The 22885-nt window shown below is 52.9% G+C and carries 20 protein-coding genes; 7 read left to right on the top strand and 13 right to left on the bottom strand.

Going from position 1 to position 22885, the window contains the following annotated elements; all coding sequences use genetic code 11:
* Positions 1-31 precede the first annotated feature (31 nt).
* From ACQKPZ_RS22760 to ACQKPZ_RS22770, 3 genes are read right to left on the bottom strand one after another with little or no spacing between them, the layout of a single operon-like run.
* On the bottom strand, positions 32-1234 hold the full coding sequence (locus ACQKPZ_RS22760) for a patatin-like phospholipase family protein (protein WP_427542434.1): 1203 nt from the start codon (positions 1232-1234) through the stop codon (positions 32-34).
* The gene (locus tag ACQKPZ_RS22765) at positions 1221-3413 is read right to left on the bottom strand and encodes a Mov34/MPN/PAD-1 family protein (protein WP_427542437.1); all 2193 of its coding nucleotides are present in this window, start codon (positions 3411-3413) and stop codon (positions 1221-1223) included. The genes ACQKPZ_RS22760 and ACQKPZ_RS22765 overlap by 14 nt, the downstream gene beginning before the upstream one ends.
* A 47-nt stretch (positions 3414-3460) precedes the next feature.
* Entirely contained in the window at positions 3461-4567 is a 1107-nt protein-coding gene (locus ACQKPZ_RS22770) for a hypothetical protein (protein WP_427542440.1), read from the bottom strand.
* A 340-nt stretch (positions 4568-4907) separates the two neighbouring features.
* On the opposite strand from ACQKPZ_RS22770, the gene ACQKPZ_RS22775 reads away from it, so the two are divergent.
* The 4 genes from ACQKPZ_RS22775 to ACQKPZ_RS22790 all read left to right on the top strand — a co-directional run bounded on the left by ACQKPZ_RS22775 (position 4908) and on the right by ACQKPZ_RS22790 (position 7678).
* A complete protein-coding gene (locus ACQKPZ_RS22775; protein WP_427542443.1) occupies positions 4908-5516 on the top strand; it encodes a TetR/AcrR family transcriptional regulator in 609 nt (202 codons plus the stop codon).
* Between the two features lie 76 nt (positions 5517-5592).
* Positions 5593-5931: a carboxymuconolactone decarboxylase family protein gene (locus ACQKPZ_RS22780; RefSeq protein WP_427542487.1), complete on the top strand. Its 339-nt coding sequence runs from the start codon at positions 5593-5595 to the stop codon at positions 5929-5931.
* Positions 5932-6002: 71 nt separating this feature from the next.
* Complete coding sequence (locus tag ACQKPZ_RS22785) at positions 6003-6557, top strand: OsmC family protein (RefSeq protein ID WP_427542446.1); 555 nt, start codon at positions 6003-6005, stop codon at positions 6555-6557.
* Between the two features lie 23 nt (positions 6558-6580).
* Entirely contained in the window at positions 6581-7678 is a 1098-nt protein-coding gene (locus ACQKPZ_RS22790) for an alkene reductase (RefSeq protein ID WP_427542449.1), read from the top strand.
* Between the two features lie 202 nt (positions 7679-7880).
* Here ACQKPZ_RS22790 and ACQKPZ_RS22795 read toward each other — a convergent pair whose 3' ends face one another.
* Positions 7881-8849 (bottom strand): NAD-dependent epimerase/dehydratase family protein, encoded by a 969-nt coding sequence (locus ACQKPZ_RS22795; protein ID WP_427542452.1) that lies wholly within the window; start codon positions 8847-8849, stop codon positions 7881-7883.
* Positions 8850-9044: 195 nt separating this feature from the next.
* On the bottom strand, positions 9045-10193 hold the full coding sequence (locus ACQKPZ_RS22800; RefSeq protein WP_427542490.1) for a metallophosphoesterase: 1149 nt from the start codon (positions 10191-10193) through the stop codon (positions 9045-9047).
* Between the two features lie 419 nt (positions 10194-10612).
* Between ACQKPZ_RS22800 and ACQKPZ_RS22805 the strand changes: the two genes are divergently transcribed.
* Together ACQKPZ_RS22805 and ACQKPZ_RS22810 are read left to right on the top strand one after the other, a co-directional pair.
* Positions 10613-11788: an alcohol dehydrogenase family protein gene (locus tag ACQKPZ_RS22805; RefSeq protein WP_427542454.1), complete on the top strand. Its 1176-nt coding sequence runs from the start codon at positions 10613-10615 to the stop codon at positions 11786-11788.
* Positions 11789-11907: 119 nt separating this feature from the next.
* Positions 11908-13014, top strand: coding sequence for a mandelate racemase/muconate lactonizing enzyme family protein (locus tag ACQKPZ_RS22810; RefSeq protein WP_427542457.1), 1107 nt, complete (start codon positions 11908-11910; stop codon positions 13012-13014).
* Positions 13015-13071: 57 nt separating this feature from the next.
* Here the strand turns inward: ACQKPZ_RS22810 and ACQKPZ_RS22815 are convergent, their stop codons facing one another.
* The 8 genes from ACQKPZ_RS22815 to ACQKPZ_RS22850 all read right to left on the bottom strand — a co-directional run bounded on the left by ACQKPZ_RS22815 (position 13072) and on the right by ACQKPZ_RS22850 (position 21949).
* A complete protein-coding gene (locus tag ACQKPZ_RS22815) occupies positions 13072-13995 on the bottom strand; it encodes an ornithine cyclodeaminase family protein (RefSeq protein ID WP_427542460.1) in 924 nt (307 codons plus the stop codon).
* A gap of 80 nt (positions 13996-14075) precedes the next feature.
* A complete protein-coding gene (locus ACQKPZ_RS22820; RefSeq protein WP_427542463.1) occupies positions 14076-15353 on the bottom strand; it encodes an aconitase X in 1278 nt (425 codons plus the stop codon).
* Positions 15346-15798: an aconitase X swivel domain-containing protein gene (locus tag ACQKPZ_RS22825; RefSeq protein ID WP_427542466.1), complete on the bottom strand. Its 453-nt coding sequence runs from the start codon at positions 15796-15798 to the stop codon at positions 15346-15348. The genes ACQKPZ_RS22820 and ACQKPZ_RS22825 overlap by 8 nt, the downstream gene beginning before the upstream one ends.
* A gap of 182 nt (positions 15799-15980) precedes the next feature.
* A complete protein-coding gene (gene fdhA, locus ACQKPZ_RS22830; protein WP_427542469.1) occupies positions 15981-17177 on the bottom strand; it encodes a formaldehyde dehydrogenase, glutathione-independent in 1197 nt (398 codons plus the stop codon).
* A 45-nt stretch (positions 17178-17222) separates the two neighbouring features.
* On the bottom strand, positions 17223-18569 hold the full coding sequence (gene dddP / locus ACQKPZ_RS22835; RefSeq protein ID WP_427542472.1) for a dimethylsulfonioproprionate lyase DddP: 1347 nt from the start codon (positions 18567-18569) through the stop codon (positions 17223-17225).
* Between the two features lie 129 nt (positions 18570-18698).
* A complete protein-coding gene (gene proX, locus ACQKPZ_RS22840) occupies positions 18699-19721 on the bottom strand; it encodes a glycine betaine/L-proline ABC transporter substrate-binding protein ProX (protein WP_427542475.1) in 1023 nt (340 codons plus the stop codon).
* Positions 19722-19775: 54 nt separating this feature from the next.
* On the bottom strand, positions 19776-20729 hold the full coding sequence (gene proW / locus ACQKPZ_RS22845) for a glycine betaine/L-proline ABC transporter permease ProW (RefSeq protein WP_427542478.1): 954 nt from the start codon (positions 20727-20729) through the stop codon (positions 19776-19778).
* 59 nt (positions 20730-20788) lie between these two features.
* Positions 20789-21949 carry a quaternary amine ABC transporter ATP-binding protein gene (locus tag ACQKPZ_RS22850; RefSeq protein WP_427542481.1) on the bottom strand — a complete coding sequence of 387 codons (1161 nt, stop codon included), beginning with the start codon at positions 21947-21949 and terminating at the stop codon, positions 20789-20791.
* A 636-nt stretch (positions 21950-22585) separates the two neighbouring features.
* Between ACQKPZ_RS22850 and ACQKPZ_RS22855 the strand changes: the two genes are divergently transcribed.
* Positions 22586-22885, top strand: a 300-nt coding sequence (locus ACQKPZ_RS22855) for an aldehyde dehydrogenase family protein (RefSeq protein WP_427542484.1), incomplete at its 3' end; no start/stop codon positions are given.

The following is a 22885-nucleotide window of genomic DNA, read 5'->3' on the forward strand; positions in this document are numbered from 1 at the left end:
GTACTTATCGTGACGACCTAGAACCCTATTGTCATCCCTGCGTTACTGGCACCTGCGAAGACCAATGTTGCTTAACTTGCGCATGAACAATCTGCTCGCCCCGCCTCACGAGCCGCTCAATCCACTCCTTGTCCATGGCGCTGAAATTAGTCGGATATCCGGCGGTGGCATCGCCACTAACCATGTTGGGATTCTTGAAGGTCAGAGCACTGTCCTTCTGTCCTAGGTAGGGCACAAGCACCGCTTTAAGCTTACCCGCGTCCTTAAGGTCAAACAGACGCTTCGTAGCTTGGTTCTGAGATCGCGCAAAAACGCTTTCAAACGCCGCCATCATACGGGATAAAAGAGCGGATGCAGGCTCTGTCACTTCCAGACCATAACCCGCTCTACACGCGATGATCCGATCAGGTCGCTCTACCGGCAGACTGTCGGCAAAATCGCGATCAGGCCATAGTGGATTCAAACCGAGATTGTCATAGACCCCACCATCACTCAGGGTGATGCGATGAGTAGACTCACCGCGATCGGTTTTGAAAGTCATGCACTGATCGATTGCCGGCAGGAAAAGTGGATAGGCAGCTGAGGCCACTACAGCATCGGCCAGCTCAACTCCATGCGAGCTAGCTGAGCCATAGCGCCAGCAGTGAAGGCTTTCCCGAGTGAAATAGAAAGCGGCTTTCGCCCGCAGTTCGCAGGCGATGACAATCAGCCTTGGGCGATCGGTCCTAAGGTCTTTTAGCAAGTGGCCATTGAACGTCTTGCTGAAGGTGTTACGAAGAATTGTGGTCCGGCTGGCTTTCCTCAGGAAAGGCGCCGTGTTCGGCCACTGCTCACCCTTCTTAGACCGCCCCAGCAGCCGCAATCCAAGGCGCGCTAAAAATGCCACTGATCGCTCCAAGAAAAGCGCTGTCGCGTACCCCACGGCCTTCACACCATCGAGAGAAGTCACCGCTCTGACAAGAGCTGGCTTAAGGAACCCTTCCTTCAAAATTTCCCGCACCCTGGCTTCGAATGACTCGAAATCGCCAGGATGACTGCAATAGAGGCCCGCAAGAACACTACCACCCGAAACGGCAGTGATAGTGGATACTTTCTGAAGGATGCCAAGGTCGTGTAACGCTCGTAAGCACCCCAAGTGGAAAGCCATTGCCCTAGCTCCACCACCAGAAAGCGCTAGCGCGATCCCATCCGAGCTGTCGTCAGGCGCGACAAGCAGCGTTTCATTCATGCCCATGGGCGATTACTCCTTCCAGAATCCCACGTTCCTGCCATCCGGTCCGGACCCAGCTATCCTTTTCGCCGCAAATTGCCATAACGTACGGCGAGCCCACGGGTCCGATGTTGTCTCTCAAGTGGGCGAATACAATTTCATCATCATTGCTTGGTCGCGCCGGAACGCGACCTGTGTGGCTGTGCCATTCGCCAATGTACTGCAAGCGCCCCGCTGAGGCCTCAGACAATCGCTCTATCCGTGGCTTCAGATCTTTAATGCCACGGATGAAATACGTCGGAGTTTGCTTGCTATCCGGCGGCGCCGGAAGCGCTGCGACGACGTGCGCAGCATTTCGTACGGTGTCGTAGGTACCCAGCAAAACACCACCGGTTTCGTTCGCTCCTGCCTGCTGCCTTAGCAGCCTCATAGTTTGCACAGCATCATCGGAGACTGTTACCTGCATCTCATCCGACGCGAATCTAGAGACGGTGTGCACCGGCAAGCAAACCGCCTCGACAGCACCCGATCCTGGATTCAGCCTCCAGACCTTGAAGCTGGCTTCCTCTTCATCCAAAACCTGCGCTAGTCGTCCAGCAGCCAGACCGCAAAGTGTGTGCAGTTGCCAGGGAGGAAGCGGCCGTGAAAGGTCCTGACAAGCATTGGCATAACGAATGCGGTCCACCCGGGCCGCAGCCAAATGGCCGTTCAGGGCTCCCTCGGTGGCGACCATCCAGAAATACTGTGCCTCGATTTCGTCCAGCTTTATCTTCCTTGAGGCGCTTTCCGCAAGGATCACAAGGTCAGAGCCGTCCGGACCGAAGAAGGCGCTGACGGCCCGAGTAACGGGTTGATCCGATAACCAACCCAACACCGCGGGTGAAGCACTGAAGTCGACGGCGATTTCCGAATTCCTCAATGCGAGTTCGAGCTGGGCAGCAGCATCCCCTGGCTCGAACACATCGACTGATATCGATGTGTTCCCGCCCTCATCGAAGACTGAGTCCAACTCAATTTGGTGAATGGTGGCTTTTGGAAAGCCCACGGCCATATTCCGCTGCACTTGGCGAACCGTGTTGTGCGGCATGGTCAAGTCGCCATCTACTACTACCCATGGCCCGAGACCTGATCGGGCTGCGATCATGGACACATTCGAACCGATGGCGCCGGCGCCGATTGCCAGCAATGGCGTGTCGTCGTTGCGCGAGGTGCCGGAAAAATGTCGAGCAGTCGCTCGATTCAATCGTTGCACCACGCGCCAGGGGTCTAATTGAATTGCCTGCAAGTCGGCCTTTGCTGGTGCCCCAAATAGCTTTACCGTCGTGAGGCCGGTTTTCTCATCAGTAATCGTGACATCGAGTCGCTCTCCCAGCTCAGCTAGGGTGCCTGCGAGCGTGTAACACCATACCTCTAGCTGTTCATCTGGTCCTTCGGCCTTACGCCGCTTCGGCACGGTAAGGATTAGCAAAGGCAGACGGCTTCGCGCTTGTTCCAGCTGAGGAGCTTCCAGCAACCAATTGGCAAGACCATCTACCAAATCAAAGCCCACCTCAAGGCACAACTGCTGTAACCCAGCTAGATCGTAAGGCGTCTGGCCCAGCCCCCGGTGCTCTTGGCCGGGCAAGAGGGGTGCATAAATTGCGAAGCCCCTTTCATTTGCTCTAGCCGGTTCAAGTGGCTTTTCTCTCGTCAAGCTAAGCGTTACGCGCTCAGCATGCTTGAAGGCAACGCCAAGGTGCCAAGGTCCGTACAGTTCTCCCGAAGGAATGATAAGGGTATTCGAGCTTATGCGAATCAGGGGCTCAAGAAATTGCTCAGCATCATGAATAGTGCCGGCTGACACCGATGCGAACCACGCACGGATCCGCTCGATTAATGCTTGCCCCGTCAGACCTATAGCCAGGTCCGACCAGCCCTCTTCCCAAATGCAAAGGCACAGCCCTCCATCAACATCACGGTCCAGATTGGTATGCACCATGCCAACCGGAAAATCTTCACGGCGCGCCAGAACCCTGGGCGCACAGGAGTCGTCACTGGCCATGAAAATAATCTGAATCGGTTCGCGAGGCCGTATGGGTACTTTGCGACGCTGCTCCAGTTCAAGCTCCAGCTCGATATCAAGAACGTCATAAGCCCCTCCGCAATCAACGCCATTCAGAGTCGCGAAAGGATAGGTCCTGGACTTCTCCAGATACTGCACCACGGAGCGTGCTAGCCGGGAGCGAGGCGTCGCGTATCGCCCACTCATTGTCAAACCTCACCTGCACGCGGTGCGGCAGTCGCGATGACGATGTTTTGAGCTTTTTTACGAATCTTATAGCCGGTGCTTTTGATCTCAATGACCAAAGGTTCGGGATTCGCCTTCGAAGGATGCTCCATCGAAACGACCCATTCGCCATTAAGCTTGCGTGCCACACTCTTGTAATAGGTAGCCGCTTGGCGGTGCGGGGGCTGTACATCCTTGTCGTCGCTAGGAATGACCTTGGAGGTACTGACCAGAAGACCGCCACGTTGGCCCGCCTCTTCGTATAACCACTTTGAGGTCTCCGTGGGCTCGGTCTTCTCAGCGCCCTTTTCATCGGACAGAGCGGTGTAGCTGCAATGGTGGGGAATGTTGTTGATGTCCCACTCCAGCCGAGATTCGCGGCCGTGGTAACGGGTAACCTCCACAATGTCATCGATAACCTCGTGGGTGACGTCAGCGGACAAGATCAACTTTGTCTGGTTGCCCCACACCTCAAACGTCGCCTGCATGAACAACGCGTCGTTGTTCCGGACACGCACCACATTTTCATCGTCGCGCTTGCCGAAGGGCGAATGCACGAAGAACTCAACGCCGTCATGGTCACGATTGAACTCGGGGCACAAGGTCCCGGCGTCACTGATCAGATTGCGGCGCTTGGCTGGCTCAATGTCGCGATCACGAAGGAAGTCATCCAGCTCTTCGGGGCGAGAGAACACACGTACTCCTTCGCCATTGATGAAGCGATGCCGCGCCTCCGCGCGAAGTGTTCGGGCCTGCCCCTTAACGCCCTCCTCAAGGACCGCGTGGGCCGGAACCCACAACGTCTTAATCTTGATGCGGTCGTCGTCCTGGTACTTCGCGGCATGCTCCAACCAGAAGAATTCTTTGGCGCGGTTGCAGTGGTCTTTGTCCAAGTGAGTGAACGCCACCACGTCGATCGTCTTGTCTTCGCCTAGGATGTCGCGCAGCTCTTTTTCAAGATCGCAGCGCTTATCGTCAGGGTCGTTAGGGCAATGCATATCGGCGAAGTCGAAGAGGATTCGACGGCCGTTTTCCAGCTCGATCAGGCAGGTATCGGCGTTGCCGATTGGGAAGAAGCGAACGATGTGCATGCTGTTTCCTATAGGAAAAATCAACATTCGAGGGCTGAAGCCCCACCAATTCCACATGCAAAACATACCACATGTAGTGATGGCAATCCATAAAAAGCACTATATGTGGAAAAACCAATGGATTGGATCCCATTCATAAAACCCTTCCTGAGATCAACCAATTCCCGATGAGCGGTCACTTGACATGTGCTTTTTTGAGGAATAGCCTACCTACTAGTAGATTGACATACGGATCGCTTCAGCTAGCTCTTCCTTGCTCAATGTGCAAGGTTTTCTGATGCAGACCGAGGCCTAGCTTCCTTGCTTGGCTCATACCGGCGAAGGTGCGAAAATTTGGGCGATGGCCGGACTCATTTACTCCGGTGGAGCCATCCTGCTAGGAGAAGTGATGACATCAGCGACACGTGAAGCGTTGATAAGTACGGCGGAAAGCCTAATGCGTACCAAAGGGTATGCGGCGTTCAGTTACGCTGACCTTGCTGAGGCGGTGGGCATTCGGAAAGCCAGTATTCACTACCACTTCCCTTCTAAGGAAGATTTGGGGAAGGCGATAGTTGAAGAATATCTAGCGAAGGTCAAAATCGAACTCGACAATATCGAGGGTAAATACAAAGCAACGGAAGACAAACTGAATGCTTTTTTTGCTCTGTTCAATAGCAGCACCGAAGATGGATTGCTGCCCCTATGCGGAGCATTAGCTGCTGAAATGGCAGCTCTGCCCATCGGATTGCAGCACCTGACCAAACGTTTTTTTGAGCTGCAACTCAATTGGTTGAAAGAAACTTTTGAGCAAGGGATATCGGCAGAGGGAATCCCAGCTGGGCGAGGTGCACACGAAAAGTCACACCTGCTGCTGAGCATCCTAGAGGGATCTAGCTTCATAAACTGGGCAATGAAAGATAACGGAAGAATCGATCCGGCAGTACTGGATCTTGTAGTTAAGTATTGAAACCAGGGCCAAGGAATACTTGGCCCCTTTTTTAAACAGTCCACCTACCTACTAGTAGAGAGATAAAATGAGCAGCATGCCTGATTGGAAACAAACCATCCAAGATGTCTCCGTCCGCCTGAGAGAATTTGGAAAAAACTCCCCCGATACGCTCAAGGGCGTAGCCATGCTGGGGACTGCCGGCTCGAAAACGAACCACCTGGACCCAAAAACCAGGGAGTTGATTGCGCTGGCCGTGGCGGTTACCACTCGCTGTGACGGCTGCATCGCTTTCCACGCTGCCGAGGCAAAAAAGCTGGGCGTCACTCCTGAAGAGGTGGCGGAAGCGCTTGGCGTCGCAGTGAATCTGAATGCGGGTGCTGCCGTTGTTTACAGCACTCATGTGCTTGACGCGATGGATAAGCTCGACGTTTAAGCAGCTTGGCTGAATACCTAATCTGTACTGAACACCTAGAACGTCTTAAATACTAATTTTGAGGTAACACCATGACGAACCTTATTAATGGGATCGACGTAGTCGCTTTGCAAAAATTTGCTTCTGGCATAGCTGAAGACAGTTCCAAACGGCACGCACGATTCAATGTAAACACGAAGTGGGAACAACAAACACGCAGCGTCGCTACGGTATCTCGGTATCACCTTAGTGGTACCGACTACGACCGAAACTTCACTATTGCGGCTGATGAGCCTTTTGAATTGCTCGGCCAGAACACCGCGCCAAACCCGCAAGAACTTCTGATGGCGGCACTCAATGCCTGCCTATCCGTTGGGTACGTGGTAAACGCAGCTGTGATGGGAATTACAATTGAAAGCCTGGAAATTGAAACTGACGGAGAGCTTGATCTGCGTGGTTTCTTGGGGCTCGATGAGTCAGTGAATCCTGGCTATGACGAAGTTACTTATTCCGTGAAAATAAAGTCGGATGCGTCTGCGGAGAAGGTTGAGGAACTGCACAGAATCGTTACGAAAACCTCCGTCAATCTCGCCAACTTCTCCAAAGCCATTCGCATGAAGTCCGAGCTGAAAATTATTGCCTCCTAATTGTTATAGTCTAGAGAGTTACTATGAATAATTTATTTGCACCGTTCAATATGGGTTCACTGGCTCTGGCCAACCGCGTTGTAATGGCCCCGATGACGCGGACTCGTACCGAGAACAATATTCCTACTGAGCTGACGGCTCAGTACTATGCCCAGCGCGCAAGTGCAGGTTTGATCATTACTGAAGGCTTGCCCATTTCAGAAGAAGCACGTGGGTATCTGTATACGCCTGGAATTTATACCCAAGAACAGACCGAGGCTTGGAAAAAAGTCACCGATGCGGTGCATGCAAAAGGCGGCAAAATTTTCGCCCAGCTATGGCATGTCGGTCGCTTGTCCCACACCTCGCTGCAACCTAATCAAGCTCCGCCGCTTTCTGCTAGCGTGGAGCCCGCGGTGGGCACGACTGTATACGCATGGGCGGAGCCTGGCGTTGCTGGCCCAGTAGCGCCAAGCATTCCTCGTGCAATGACTTTGGCCGACATCAAACGCACCGTCGGGGATTTTGTCACCGCGGCGCAATGTGCCCTCAAGGCCGGCTTCGATGGTGTCGAGCTGATGGCAGCGAACGCATTTTTGTTCGATCAATTCCTCAGCACGCAGATCAATAATCGTACTGATGCCTATGGTGGCTCAACTGAAAACAGACAACGCCTGCTGCTTGAGACCATTGATGCTATTTCTCAAGCTATCGGCGGCGAGCGTCTAGGTGTTCGCCTGTCTCCCTTTGGACGGCTCTACGATCTGCGTCCTTATCCTGAAGAGCAGGAGACATGGATCAGCGTGGCATCTGCTCTGAACGACCGCAAGCTGGCGTTCGTACACTTAAACTATCAGCCAACCATCACTGACGCCCCGCTTCCGCAAGGATTCATTAATCAATTCAGAGAAATTTACAAAGGAACTATTATCGGCGCAGGTGGGTTTACGCTCAAATTAGCAAATGAACACTTGGAGAGTGGCACTCATGATCTAATCGCTTTCGGCACTCCTTATATTGCTAATCCAGACTTGGTTGAGCGACTCAAAAATGACTGGCCACTCACAGAGCCAGATCGATCCACGCTCTATGGTGTCATTGGGGCTAAGGGTTATACCGACTACCCACCTTATCGACCCTAACTCATTTATAGCCACGTGAATCTAAGTCAGACCGCTTAAAGATGACTTAGATTCACAACCTATGGCCTGGGCCATATCCCATCAAGCTATGGCCGACATCATGGAGCCCTTACCAACCAATTTAGATCGCTTATACAAATAGTGAAAATGCGCACTTATATTTTAAAGCCGAAAATTTAAAAAAACATTAAGGCAAACAATTTTATACAACCGTCGCTTGGATGTCTCCGGCAGTAATTGCTGCAATTACAGATTCTTTGATCGCTTCAAGACTTGAATAGCGCGGACGGTATCCAACACGCTGCTGAGCTTTCTCAATGGAGAAACTATGGCTACGTGATATATGCTCCCAGGCATGATGGGCCTGTGACGCCGATTGCTTTTTCTTCCATTCATCAAACGGTAGCAGGGCTAGCTGGGGCTCATGCCCAAACCATCGAAAGATTGCTTCGGCATATCCCCTAAGAGTCAGAGCTTGCTCAGACACAACATTAAATGATTCACCCACAGCAGAAGCTCTGTTGGCAATGGCCAACAAAATGAACTGAACTACGTCCGCCGCATGCACATGGTGCAATGTCTCAAGGCCAAAGTTTGGAAGGGTGATCTCCTTGCCCGCTGCCATCAGCGTAAAGACTTGAGCATCAAAATTGCCATAAGGAGATATCGGTAGCCAACCTGGGCCTACGATGTGCCCCGGCCGAAAGATGGTAGCCGGGAAACCGTTCCGCCGAGCATCTTGAAGCAGCCACGTTTCGATCGCTGCCTTGTTAACACCGTACTCCCCATAAGGGTTCATTACGGCCGTTTCCTTGGCAGGCACGCACTCAAGATGGCCATGCACCCAGACAGAACTACAGTGAAGGAAATGCTCGACTTTTCCACGAAGGGCCTCAACAAGTCCTTGTGTACTGGGGAGGTCGAAAGAAATCAGATCTACGACAATGTCCGGATTCAGATCAGCCACTCGCTTACCGAAGGTACCTGATTTTTCCTCAGCGACACGATCAATCGAGAGATGCGTCACACGATCCCAGGTTGATTGAAGACCGTGATAACGCTCGCTTACACCCCGGCTGATGCTTATGACCTCATTCCCTTGATCGACAAGGGCTGGGATCAGGTAACTCCCTATGTGGCCGCTTCCGCCGATTACGACTACTCGTGACATGATGTTCTCCTCTGACTAATGCCTGGTTCTCGTCGATAATGTGTGCAGAGCACTGCCACGTTAGGCTTACCTGCGAACCGGCTAGGACAGCGCCCAGGTCCGGTGTCTGAGTGCAGACTCGACTCAGCGGAGTCTATCCATGACGTCCATGCTTGATTAGCTGGGATAATCGGCATGCACCTATGCCGCTCAGCATTAATCCTCCTCTGCCGTTGCCATTCTTGGTAGCACCGCGTGAAGGGTCAGTTGAGTGATTTCCGATGGGCGACCTATTCGAATGGCGAAACCAGGCCACAACCCCGCGCCATTGCTCACGTACAAGGTAGAGCCGTTCACCTGGTAGAGGCCGGACACGAAGCCATCGTTGAAGAGACGGACAATCTGATCCACGCCCCTTATGTGTCCACCATGGGTATGGCCCGACAGCTGTAAATCTACCCCTTGTGCTTGATTTCCTCGCATGTGCCCAGGCCGATGATCAAGCAGCACCACGGGTAAGCCATCGGGCCGCCCCTCTAACGCCTTAGTAATATCTGGAGCCGTCTGACCTCGGCTCCCTGCGACTTCGTCGGGTACGCCCGCAAGCACAAACCCACCATCCTCTTTACGCAGAACCACGTGCTGGTTCTCTAAAATGATGATGCCCAACCCGCGAAATGCATCCATCCAGCGTTCATAATCTGCATAGTACTCATGGTTACCCGCGACAGCGTAGACCCCGTCCGGCGCGCTAAGCGATGCGAGCGGGGCGATATCTGACTTCCTATCCGCAACCGTACCATCCACAAGGTCGCCCGATATAGCAATCACATCCGGATTGAGCGAGTTGGTTTTATCCACCACACTCTTTATCCAAGGTTCCTGAAACAGACGACTTGTATGCAAGTCAGTTAGCAACGCTATGCGGTAACCATCTAGCTGAGGCGACAAGCCAGGTACGACGATAGAGACCTCCCGAACTGAAGGTACTTTCACCGCCGCCCACACTCCCCACAGCGATGTAGATATGCAAATGACGAGAAGCCCCATGGTTACCCACGACGAGGTAAGCAAAATACGTCCAGTCTTGCGGCGCGTCAGAAGTAAAACTAATCCAACAGCATCCCGAATCACCATGCACATAGCCATCAGGAGCAATGCACCATAAATCGCCCCTAGGACCATGAGAACTAGTCGAGGAAGCTCTGGAGACGGGATTGAGGTGCCAAACAGCTGGCTAATTACCCAGTGGTGCTCAATGAAAATAATGACAAATAATATAATTGTTAATTTACCCCACCGACCTACAGGCAGGGGCAGAACGCATCGCCAGGAAAGATATACCCCGATTAAAAAATTAGCCATCTGAAACAATTGTATCCCTCCTATAACCAAAAACACCCGCATAGCGTGCAGCGGCAGTTAAATCACGCTCATTTCGAATACCGAAACTACCTCCTATTAGCTGAACTGAATAGCCAGCTAAAATGGAATGCACTTATCCTCACATGCATAAATTAGTGCTTACCCCACGACTATAAATTTCCGGCATCCTAACACCACGAAAATCTGTCGCCCATCAACCCCCTAATCAACCTCGTTGCGCATGCTAGTTCAAGATTTGATTGGCCTGCATAAAGTTGTCACTTCGGCCAATCTACCAAAATCACTTATTCCAACCATGCTGGCATTACTTAAAGTTATCAGAAAGCATGACTAAAAGTGATTACGCAAGATCAGGCATCCGGGCTAGTGTGGAATGAGCCATATTACCTAAGCGTCCCATGCCAAATTTTGAGTCGAATGCGAAATCACTCAAAAAACAGTCTGAAATCTCATATAACAGAAGGGGCAACGCGTTGACCATAACCATACCTAAAACCATGCACGCTGTTCTATTGACCGGTTACGGTGGCACCGAGAAGCTGGAGTACAAAACGGATGTGCCCGTTCCTTCTCCCCAACGGGGGGAGGTCTTAATCCGGGTAGGTGCCTCGGCGGTCAACAACACTGACATCAACACTCGCATCGGCTGGTATTCTAAAAAAATAAATTCTGATACCAACAGTGGTAGCACCGCCGGCTTCGAGAATGTTGATGATTCAGATGCATCGTGGTCCGGTGTACCTTTGCAATTCCCTCTTATTCAAGGTGCCGATTGCTGTGGTCGCATTGTAGCTGTCGGTGATGGAGTGAACCCCCAGCGCATTGGGCAGCGGGTGCTCGTTCGAAACATGCTCCGGGCGCCGGTTGGACATCGACCATATGAGTGTTGGACATTTGGGTCCGAATGCAATGGCGGATTCGCGCAGTACACGACTGCCCCTGATAGCGATACGTGGTCGATCAATAGTGAGTGGAGCGACACGGACCTCGCCTCCATCCCATGCGCATACTCTACTGCCGAGTTGATGCTCCATCGAGCTAACGTAAGAAGCAGCGATACTGTTCTGATAACCGGCGCCGGTGGTGGGGTTGGCTCTGCGGCCGTGCAGCTCGCAAAATGCCGTGGAGCAAAGGTCATTGCTATCGCTAGCTCTAGTAAACGAGAGCAAATTCTCCTCATTGGTGCTGACCAGGTCATAGACCGCGGCGAAGACTTGGTGAAAGCACTGGGTAAAAATAGCGTATCAGTCGTATTAGACATCGTTGGAGGACCCGACTGGCCAGCCCTCTTGCAAGTACTACAAATCGGAGGTCGCTATTCAGTATCTGGTGCAATAGCAGGCCCTATTGTCGAACTGGATCTAAGAACGGTGTACCTGAAAGACCTCTCAATCCTAGGAGGAACTTGGCAAGACGACATCGTATTTGAGAACGTCGTGCGATATATTGAAGAGAACAAAATCAAACCATTAGTAAGCAAAGTTTACCCGCTTGACCAGATAGCCATTGCCCAGCAAGATTTCACCGAAAAAAAGCATACCGGAAAATTGATATTGCTTCCTCCTCAATCCTAACTCGTTAGCTAAAAGGTCATTTAAGAAAATGACCACATACGTATGAATATCATCAATTACTGAGCAATATTCAAGTGAGCCGGCCACTGCCGTAGAACAAAAACAATTGAGGATGGATCATGAAAATCACTGAAATACATGTTTTCAAAGCAGATCTTCCTGTAGTCAATGGGCCGTATAAGATGTCCCACTCCTCTGTATGGGCACTTAATTCGATCCTGGTGAAAATCGTTTGCGACAACGGCTTCTTCGGCTGGGGTGAAACTTGTCCAGTTGGATCCAGTTATAACGAGTCTTTTTCCAGCGGAGCAGCCGCAGCGTTAATGGAGATGGCACCCGGCTTGATAGGGACGAGCATTTTACCCATTCCCCTCCACACCCGGATGGACCAATTGTTGAAGGGCCACAATTACGTTAAGGCTGCGATTGATATTGCTGCGCACGATGCACTTGGAAAATCTTTAGGATTAAGTGTCTCCGACTTGCTCGGTGGGGCGCTGGTTGACCGCGTACCGTCATACTATGCACTGAATTTGGCGACACCGGAGGACGCGAGCCGACAAGCGCTGGAAAAGTGCAAAGAAGGATATCCTAGGCTACAACTGAAAGTAGGAGGGCGTCCGGTAGAGCAGGACATTGCCACTATCAGAAAGGTTTGGGAGTCGATTGATGGGAAAGGTGTAAGATTAGTAATCGATGCAAACCGAGGCCTGTTGACCCGCGACGTACTGACTATCAGTAAAGCGTGTATACAAATACCTTTAGTGATCGAGCAGCCATGCGAGAATGTTGACGATTTACGTGCTCTGCGGCCTTTAGTTCACCATCCTATCTATATGGATGAAAATACCGTTAACCCCAACAACGCTCTCGTCGGGGCAGCTACTGGGTTGGTTGACGGTTTTGGCCTGAAGGTTACGCAACTGGGAGGGCTTTATCCCATGCGAGCAATCAGGGACATCTGTGCCCTTAGACGTCTGCCCCACACTTGTGACGATACATGGGGTGGGGACATCATGGCCGCCGCTTGTACTCACATCGGGGCAACCGTTGCCCCCAATCTCCTCGAAGGAGTTTGGATAGCAGCCCCCTACATTGAGGGTCACTATGACTTTGAAAATGGCTTAAGCGTCGAAAGTGGCCATATAAAGGTCCCAACCCTTCCAGGACTTGGAATTATTCCAGATGAAAGCGGGCTAAGCCAGCCAATTGCTTCATACAGCTAAGCCAAGTGACAAGAAACCTCAGCCCAAGCCCCCTCTGATAGGGGGCTTGACTAAGCACTACAAAAGACTCAAAACTTTGCGGCAAACCATCAAATCCAAGTGCGCGCCGCCGGAGTTCTTGTACACGGTAATGTCAGAATCACTACAACGCTCTAGTCGAGTCTGGCAGATTTCATAAAGATCACCAATCACACAGCTCTCGGCAACTCTACCTTCATTAATTGGAGTAAGAATATCTCCGGAATTGAGAGCACTCTGACGGTCATCAACATAAACTTTAGCTTTAGCGAAAAGGTCAGAATCGGCTTCTCGCATGTCCGGACGAAAACCGCCTACCAGATCAACATGTGAACCCGGCTGTACCAGTTTACCTTTTATTATTGGCGCAGATGCCCCGGTCGCACTTACGATCAACGCAGCTTCAGCTACTGCCTGATCTAAATCATTGGCAACAGATGCATCTACACCACGAGACTGAAGCTCAGAAGCATACTCTCTCAGCTTCGAGGGTGTTCTATTCCAAAGCAATACTTTTTTAATCGAAGGCCGGACGTGTAAATATGCTTCAGTCAACGATTTCGCAACTGGACCAGCGCCTAACACCAGTAAGGTATCGCTATCTACGCGGCTGAGCTTTTTCGCCGCTAAAGCTGAATCAGCAGCCGTTTTCCATGCTGTAATAGCTGGGCCATCAAAAACCGCACTGACAGCCTTAGTCAGGTCATCAATGAAAACAATTGCAGCTTGCTCAGTGGGCAGGGGCGGAATCGCATTGGCATTGCCAGGGAAAATCGAAGCAATTTTTACACCCGCCCCTGTACCGGGTAGTACTACACCACGACTAAACAGAGCATACTCGCTACTACCGATAAATATATCATCAGTTGTAGGCCTTGCCCCCAGATGCCCTTCTTCCAGAGCGGCTATGACAATGTCCCATGTCAACACAGAGTTTATTTGCGCTGCCGATATGACCTTCATCAAACCCTCCAATATGTTTAAATAAAAAAACCAGACTTCAAAATTTGAAGTCTGGTATTGGTACTGTTTCAGCTAAACGATCACTGCAACCAGTTAGGTTTCCCGATCACTCGCTTGGCTTCCACAGCTGAGTTCACGCAATCCAGCAGACTGCCGTACGAAACGCCCTTCCCGACCAAACCAGGGCCGTAGTGTGCGAATTTCCCGGAATTGGTCATGGCCGTTTTGGCGGTAGCCGGGAACATGTCCGCATTCAGCATGCACAGGCAGATGTCGGTGCTGACACGGGCCCCGAAGCGCTCGATCAGACCGAGATAGCCTTCTGCTTCCGCCTGCTCATAGACGTACTGGTTTGTCGTGATGAGAAAGTCGCAGTCAGGACTTGCATGCTTGCCATCAACCAGCTCGGCCAGCTCCTTGAAGTCACCCAAGGTAAAGTGAGGGCTGCCAAGGAGCACGAGGTCGAGCTTTTCCTCATGGGTAGTCGACAGCTTCTCGAACACGGACAGCATGTCTTCCTCTGTCACATCCATGGTCCGTTTCGGAGGTTGCCCACCAAGCGCGGCTTCCAGGGTCGGGGCTTCGGGTGTTACACCGACCATATGGAACAGACCTACTGCACCCGAGGTAGCGAGGGTGGAGCTGAGGTATTTCAGATCTTCGAGGCTTGGCTTCTCTTCAACCCCGCAGATTACTGGAATGTCTGCGCCGGCATGCTTTCCGATCAGATAGCCCAAGACCGTGTAGAACGAGCTATCGACGTTCTTGACCTTGGGGATGTTGATGACGAAGTTACCTTTGCGGTTTTCTTCCATGTGTAAGCCGCAGTATGGTGCTCGTCCAACGATTGCTGCACAGATGTCCAGGAAATCACCCTGACGGTTGGTGCGCGCGCCGAGGACGCTGTTCGAGTACACGATCGCGTTCGACTCAGCCCATACGATATCGTCGCCAAGTTTCGGATTCTCAGGGAACACGTAAGGCGTGCAAGAGAAGATCGGCTTGCAGCCCATTTGCTCAAATGCCGTTGCGAGACGGTCCGCATACCCTGCGAATTCAGGATCAATGTTTTGATCCTTCCAACGCTTGCGGTCGATCGAAATGGCATTGATCGATGTTGGGACCTTTACCTGAGCCCCCATTTCAGCCAAAGCTTCGACGACCTTCAGGCTCGCTTGCCCGGTGTAGATACTGCCACCTACGTGCACGCTGGTAATGTCGACCAGTTTCTTAGCACCCTGCATTTCTGCAATGCGCAGCACGATTCGCATCGCGATCTGGGATGCCTTACCCTCCTCGCCAGCCAAAATGGCCTTGTCACGCTCGGAGAGTTCGACTTGGTAGTTATATTCATTCATAGAGTGTCACCGTCCCGTCTTCCGCGATGCTTGCACTGCTAGCCCCGAAGGCTGCCTCGAAATCGGCATCATCCAGCTGTACAACAGGGATTTTCTGCCCAAAGAACTCTTCGAACACCACCACGCCGAGCGCGATGATTTCATCCACTTTATTCAGGATGATCGCGGCGGGTGCGTGTCCAGATTGCAGAGCGTCGAGAAGCACAGCACTGCCGGTGCTGGAACCTTTGCCTTTGGGTAGCGCAAAGATCTTTCCTGTCAGGTTGGTACCGCTCAGGGGGTGGTGCTGGTCAATGATGACTCCAGTTGCTGGGTCGTAACCGCCCCAGAAGCTGATCATATTGCGGGTAGCGCACAACTGGGCATCAGCCTGGCCGCTGACCAGAACCCGCCCTTTAGCTGTATGCACGACCGATCTGTTGTCAGGTGTGACTTGACCGTTCATTTCATGTCCTCGGGCTATCACAAGATCAACCTTCACATCTGCGTGTGTCAGGTCTAGATCAATGTTCTCAGCTGCTTTCTTCAACAGCAGCTGACTCGAATATGGGTGGCCTAGGCTGCGTGGTTATTGGTTCACCAACGACCACGCAGCCCCTGATCCGAATGGATCAGGCGGCAAGCTACTTAAGAGAAGGTTTTGTGCGGATCGATGACGAATTTCTTCGGCACGCCGGCATCGAACTCACCGTACCCCTGAGGAGCCTGGTCCAAGCTGATGACCTGAACGCCAACAACTTCTGCGATGTTGATGCGGTCCCACATGATGGCCTGCATCAGCTGGCGGTTGTACTTCATGGTTGGTGTCTGGCCAGTGTGGAAACTGTGCGACTTCGCCCAACCCAAGCCAAAACGGATGCTCAATGCACCCATCTTGGCAGCGGCATCAACGGCACCTGGATCTTCAGTCACATAAAGACCTGGGATGCCGATTTTGCCGGCGACGCGGGTGACCTGCATCAGGGAGTTCAGCACGGTAGCCGGTGCTTCGTGTTTCGCGCCCTCATGACCATGACCACGTGCCTCGAAGCCAACCGCGTCGACTGCGCAGTCCACTTCTGGCTCGCCGAGAATGTCGACGATCTGCTCGTGCAGCGGGGTTTCCTTGGACAGGTCGACCACTTCAAAGCCCTGGGCCTTGGCGTGAGCCAGGCGGGCCGGGTTCAGGTCGCCAACGATCACGCAGGCGGCACCGAGCAGGCGTGCCGATGCAGCGGCAGCCAGGCCGACCGGGCCGGCACCGGCAACGTAAACGGTGCTGCCAGGGCCTACGCCGGCAGTGACGGCGCCGTGGTAGCCGGTCGGAAGGATGTCGGACAGGCAGGTCAAGTCACGGATCTTCTCCATGGCCTTATCGCGCTCTGGCAGTTTCAGCAGGTTGAAGTCGGCGTACGGCACCAGTACGTACTCGGCTTGGCCGCCAGTCCAATCGCCCATGTCTACGTAGCCATAGGCGCCACCCGGACGATCCGGGTTTACGGTCAAGCAAACGCCGGTGTGCATCTCTTTGCACGACCGGCAGCGACCGCATGCAACGTTGAACGGCACGGATACCAGGTCACCGATTTGCAGCCGCTCTACATCACTGCCTTTTTCGATCACTTCACCGGTAATTTCATGACCCAGTACCAGGCCAACCTGTGCAGTTGTACGGCCACGAACCATGTGCTGGTCGGAGCCACAAATATTGGTGGAAACGACTTTCAGGATCACGCCATGCTCAATTTTCTTGCCGCGCGGATCCTGCATTTTCGGGTAGTCAATGTTCTGGACCTCTACCTTGCCGGCACCCAGATAGACCACACCTCTGTTGTTTGCACTCATGTTTACCTCCGTTGAAAAACCTTTATGCGGCGTCTGTAGGAGCTATTAGCCTTCTAGGAAGCTCTGCTCAAATGGGTAGTTGGTGAGAACCTCTACACCGTCCTCGGTGACAAGGAGCTGGTTCTCCAGCTTGATCCCATCTCGCCCACCGACTTCACCGATGTATGCCTCTACGCAAAGAGTCATACCCGGCTGCAATTCACCTTCGTAGCCATGCGACTCAACATCCTCGGGGTATCGAATGCATGGGTATTCATCACACAGCCCGACGCCATGGAACATCACGCCGTAACGCTGCGCACGGCACGACTCGGGCAAGCGGTGACCTTTAGCTGTAAGCTCTGTGAACCCCATGCCTGGACGGACCATCGCTGTGTTTTGAACGATGTGTTCATGCGCGATGCGATAGAGTCGTTTCTGCTCTGCTGTCGGCTCCAGCTCGCCGCAGATCCAGCTACGCGACATGTCGACGCAATAGCCGTAAACGCCAATGAGGTCGGTATCAAAAGACAAAAGATCCCCGTCGCTTAAGACGCGGGGGCCCGACTCTTGGAACCAAGGGTTCGTCCGTGGACCAGAACTGAGGATCCTTGTCTCGATCCACTCACCGCCGCGGCGAATGTTGCCGGAGTGCAATGCTGCCCAAACGTCGTTCTCTGTAGCACCGGCGTGCATCGCCAGCCGCATCTCCGCAATCGATGCCTCGCACGAGGCAACAGCGCATCGCATCGCCAGAATTTCGTCTGGACCTTTGATTACTCGGGCGTGCTCGGTGACCTCTTGTCCGCTGTGCACCTCCACACCCAGTGCGTCCAAGGCGCGAAGACCCGCAACCTCAATCCGGTCAACAGCCAGTCTGCGATTGGTTCCGGCATGAGTGCGCAGCAGCTCGTCCACCTGAGCGATGAAACGCTTTGCATGAGCGTCAGTGTTTTCAGCCGTCTCGAAATAGAAGAACGATGCCCCGCTACGCAGCTCAGTAATCAGAGGCAGGTGCGCTGAAAGGTGGCCGCATCCATGGAAATCCCACAGCACGACATGACCCGAGGCCGACACGAAGCAAGCCCGAGCCGGGTTATGCGTGGTCCACAACTGCATGTTGGTGGTGTCGGTGGCATAACGGATGTTCAGGGGATCGAAGAGGAGAATGCCGCCAAGATCTCGGGCAATCAGCTGATCCTGGATTCGCTTCAGTCGGTACTCGCGCATCGTTGGTAGATGAGGTGCTTGAAGTCCAAGCTTTTCCCATTCAGCGAATGCGAGCGGGGTCGGACCAATTTCTACGCGATCGTTGTCATCGACCGAGCCGTCACGCTTCAGCTGGGCAGCACGCTCCCGCGACGGGTTGATACGCCGTGCGCTGCTGGGAATCGAAAATGGAGAGTTACTCATGGCTATACGGTTCCATTATTTTATGGTGTTGCTTTATTTCGGTTTACAAATGCAATGGAATATTCAAACGACGACCAACCGTTCCGGTTGAATGAACCCAGAGCGGTTAGTCATCTCGACTATCAAAAACTATTTGGCTTGCGCAGCAGCATCACGCGCGGCTTGCAGCCAGCCATCAAATTCCTGCCGATGAGCAGCAATCCACTCTTTCGCCTGCCGTTGGATATCTGAGATCTTGTCCTCACCGTCGTGCATTTTCAGATTCTGCGCTGCGACATCGTCAGAGCTAACTTTGATAAGCGAAAGGAATTTTGATGCGGCAGGATTTTTCTCCGAAAAATCTTTATTCAGCACCGCCTCGATTTTGTCGTGGGCAAACCCGAGGTTCTTCCCTTTGTAACTGGTATCCACATCGTTTTTGCCATCAGGCAAGTCCGTTTTAGGGACCTCAAGCCAAACAACATCGCGGCCCTCTACCAGCACACCGCCGACCCACTGAGGCATCCAGGTGTAATAGAGGATTGGGCGACCGTCGTTGTAACGAGCAATCGTGTCAGCAATGAGTGCAAAGTAGGAGCCTTGCACGTGGGTCACGGTTTTCTGCAAACCGTATGCCTTGAGATGATGCTCAATGACAAGCTCACAACCCCAACCTGGATTACAGCCGGTCAGATCTGCTTTGCCATCCCCATCAGTGTCGAATAGCTTGGCAATTTCCGGCTTTTGCAGATCAGTGATGTAACGGATGTTATTGGCTTCAGCTGTTTTCTTGTCAACGAGATAACCTTGAACCAGGCCGGGAACGATATCCCCAACCTTCACCATGGTCCCGTCGCCACCAGCCTTCTGGTAGAAGTTGTCGTGCAGCTTGTCCCACACGTCCACCGTGAAATCGGCATCGCCGTAGCTGACAGCCAAGATCATTGTGGGGATTTCAGTTTCCTTGGGGGTCTGAACGTTGTAGCCAAGTTCGCGCAAACCTTCGATAGCGATCTCACCGTGGAAACGTTCTTCCATGAAGGTCGGGAAGGCCGGCATCACCTTTACACCGTCGCCAGGCTTGTCGGCTGAGGCAAATGCGCAAAGAGAGCACAGAGCAAATGGAATTGCGGCGACTACTTTGAATCCACGGAGGGCTTGAAGTACGGACATCTTCGCTTACCTTTTTCTGGATTGTTCTGGGGTTCGGCAGATGAAATCAGCAAATCACGCAGTTTTTCTTTTCCCAGGAGCTGGCTGGGCCCCACAGATCCGCACCAAGACTCCAACTGGGCCTGTCTGGTACCACCGCAGGCTAGGATCCGCACCAGAACGCTCACCCATTGCTTGAGTAAGGCGGTCAAGGAAGATAGCCAGCAGTACCAGACCTACCCCACCCACAGTGGCTACTCCCATATCAAGTCGGCCGATACCCCGCAGTACCATCTGGCCAAGTCCGCCGACGGAAATCATTGAGGCAATCACCACCATCGACAGCGAAAGCATTAGGGTTTGGTTCAATCCAGCCATGATGGTCGAGGTGGCCAGCGGCAGCTGCACACGGGTCAGCATCTGCCGTGGGGTGCAGCCAAAGGCGCGGGCGGCTTCAATCTTGTCCTCAGGAACTTGCCGAATCCCGAGACTGGTGAGTCGGACCAAAGGTGGTAGAGCGAAAACGATGGTGACCAGCACTCCAGGTACGTTGCCGATGCCAAACAGCATTACCACCGGTACCAGATAAACGAATGCAGGAAGGGTCTGCATCGCGTCCAAGAGTGGGCGTACGACCCCCTGCAATCTGTCGCTGCGGGCGCAAAGAATGCCCAGGGGAAGTCCAATCACTGTGCAGAAAAACACCGAGGTCAGAACGAGAGCCAGCGTCGTCATTGACTCTGCCCATACTCCGATCAACCCAAGCAGTGTGAGGGTGACGAAGCAGAGGACTGCCATCCTCTTTCCCGCAAGCTGCCATCCCAGCAAGGACGAGAGAATGATCCCGATGGTCGGTGGGATACTTTGTAAGGTGAACTCTATCCCGTTCAGCACCTGGTCAATCGGCCAACGGATAGCTCGAAAAACATCACGAAAATTGTGAACAAGGAAATTCAGTGTGGCTTGCACCCAGTCGCCCAGTGGGATCGTAGCGGCCTGGAAGGGATCGAGAATGCTGAACTCGGACATCGTGGCTTACCTCATTTTTTATTCTTGTTGCAGATGGTCTCAGGCACAGGCCCGAACGATCAGTTACGACTCAGCGTTTGAAGCAATGCATTTTTGGAGATGGTGCCCTTAAAGGCCCCGGCACGGTCGAGCACGGGGACGGGATAAGGGAGGGTTGCAGCGATGCCCAAGACTTCGTGCAGAGGGGTGTCGGTGTAGACCGGTTGCTGCTCATGCAAGCTGTGACGATCGCCAGCCATCGCACCGACTTCATCAGTGTCAACAACACCTAGTAGCTGGCCGCGGTCGTCAATCAGGTAGCCGAATGGCACACCGGCCTGGAAGCTCGGTGCCTTGCCATTAACCTTGCACACCACTGCTGGGTCGAACCGGGCTACATCGCCGGCCTTCAGCACCCGCGAGCTGTCAAAGCTCTTGAAGAAGGTGCGCACATAATCATTGGCTGGCTGGTTGATCAGCTCTTGCGGGGTGCCGATCTGCACCACGCGGCCACCTTCCATAATGGCAATGCGATGCCCGATGCGGATGGCTTCTTCGATGTCGTGGGAAATGAAGATGATGGTCCGCTGCTGCTCAGCTTGCAGGCGAATCAACTCACCCTGCATTTCGCTGCGGATCAGTGGGTCGAGGGCGGAGAACGCTTCGTCCATCAGCAGGATCGCTGGGTCGTTGGCCAATGCCCGAGCCAAACCTACGCGCTGTTGCATGCCGCCGGACAGCTGGTGCGGGTAGCTGTGCTCGTGGCCGGCAAGGCCAACCTGGCTCAAGGCCTCACGGGCGCGGCTATGGCGCTCGCCTTCCGGTACGCCGGCAATCTCCAGGCCGAAGGCGGTGTTTTCCAGCACGCTCATGTGCGGCATCAGCGCAAAGGACTGGAACACCATGCCCATTTCCTTACGGCGCACATCGAGCAAGGCCTTGTCGGAAAGTCCGGTGATTTCCTTGCCGTTGAGGTGAATGCTGCCAGAGGTCGGCTCGATCAGGCGGTTGAACAGCCGCACCATAGTCGACTTGCCCGAGCCGGAGAGGCCCATTATGACGAAGATTTCGCCACGTTTAACGGAAAAGCTTGCATCGAACACGCCGACGACGTGGCCGGTCTTGCTGAAGATTTCGTTCTTATCGGCGCCCTTGCGGAGCATCTCCATGGCCATATTCGGGTTAGGACCGAATACCTTGAAAATGTTTTTTACCGAAAGAATCTCATCGGCATGGCTCATACGACCCTCTTTATTATACTTATTACCAATTAATCAATTAACACCGCCTCGGTCACCCCTTGGCAAGTGCCAGATTGGCAGGCCGCCCGACTAAGGCGAGCTAGGCAAGGCTGGTGATTCCTATCATTACACGTCCATTTAAGCTTCAGCACCGACCAGGAAATCAACCTGCACAGCATCACTTAATGGAACACGCTCACATCAGTTTTCAACACTGTACCGCGAGCACTGTGAACCGCATTGTATGCCCATGTCAATTTCTATTATAGGCCGGCATCAACGCATGACAGAAAGTATCAATTCAGGGGAAGTGTTGCGAGGAGGAAAAAGCGCTTAAAGCCAGTAAATTCAAGGGTTTGAGGCAAACCCAAAAGAACTTAACAAGTTAGCTCATGACTTTAAGTAATGGGGTATGTCTAAGAAGTTATGACATGATAACTCGACGAGAGTAGAAAGTCTAACTTATTTACACTCAGCCCCATGACAGACGAATTCTTATATCAATTGTCACGTGCATAATATTCATTTAATTAACGCGGAAGCATGATGCAAATCATGCCCTCCAATCGAAGTCGACAAGATGGAAATGGAGCTTAGTACTCTTTTATCCGCCCTCGCTGAGTCAAGGATTCGTGAATGTATTTGAAAGATCAGAATCTGTTCCGGGAACAAGCTTTTATTAACGGCCAATGGCTGGATGCGGACAGCGGCCAGACCATCAATGTGACCAACCCGGCTACGGGTGAGGTCATCGGTACCGTGCCGAAGATGGGCACCGCGGAAACCCGCCGCGCCATCGAAGCTGCCGACAAGGCCCTGCCGGCCTGGCGTGCACTGACTGCCAAGGAGCGTTCGAACAAGCTGCGTCGCTGGTTCGAACTGATGATCGAGAACCAGGACGACCTGGCTCGCCTGATGACCACCGAACAGGGCAAG

This window comes from Pseudomonas sp. NPDC089547 (assembly GCF_050280665.1).
GTDB lineage: Bacteria > Pseudomonadota > Gammaproteobacteria > Pseudomonadales > Pseudomonadaceae > Aquipseudomonas.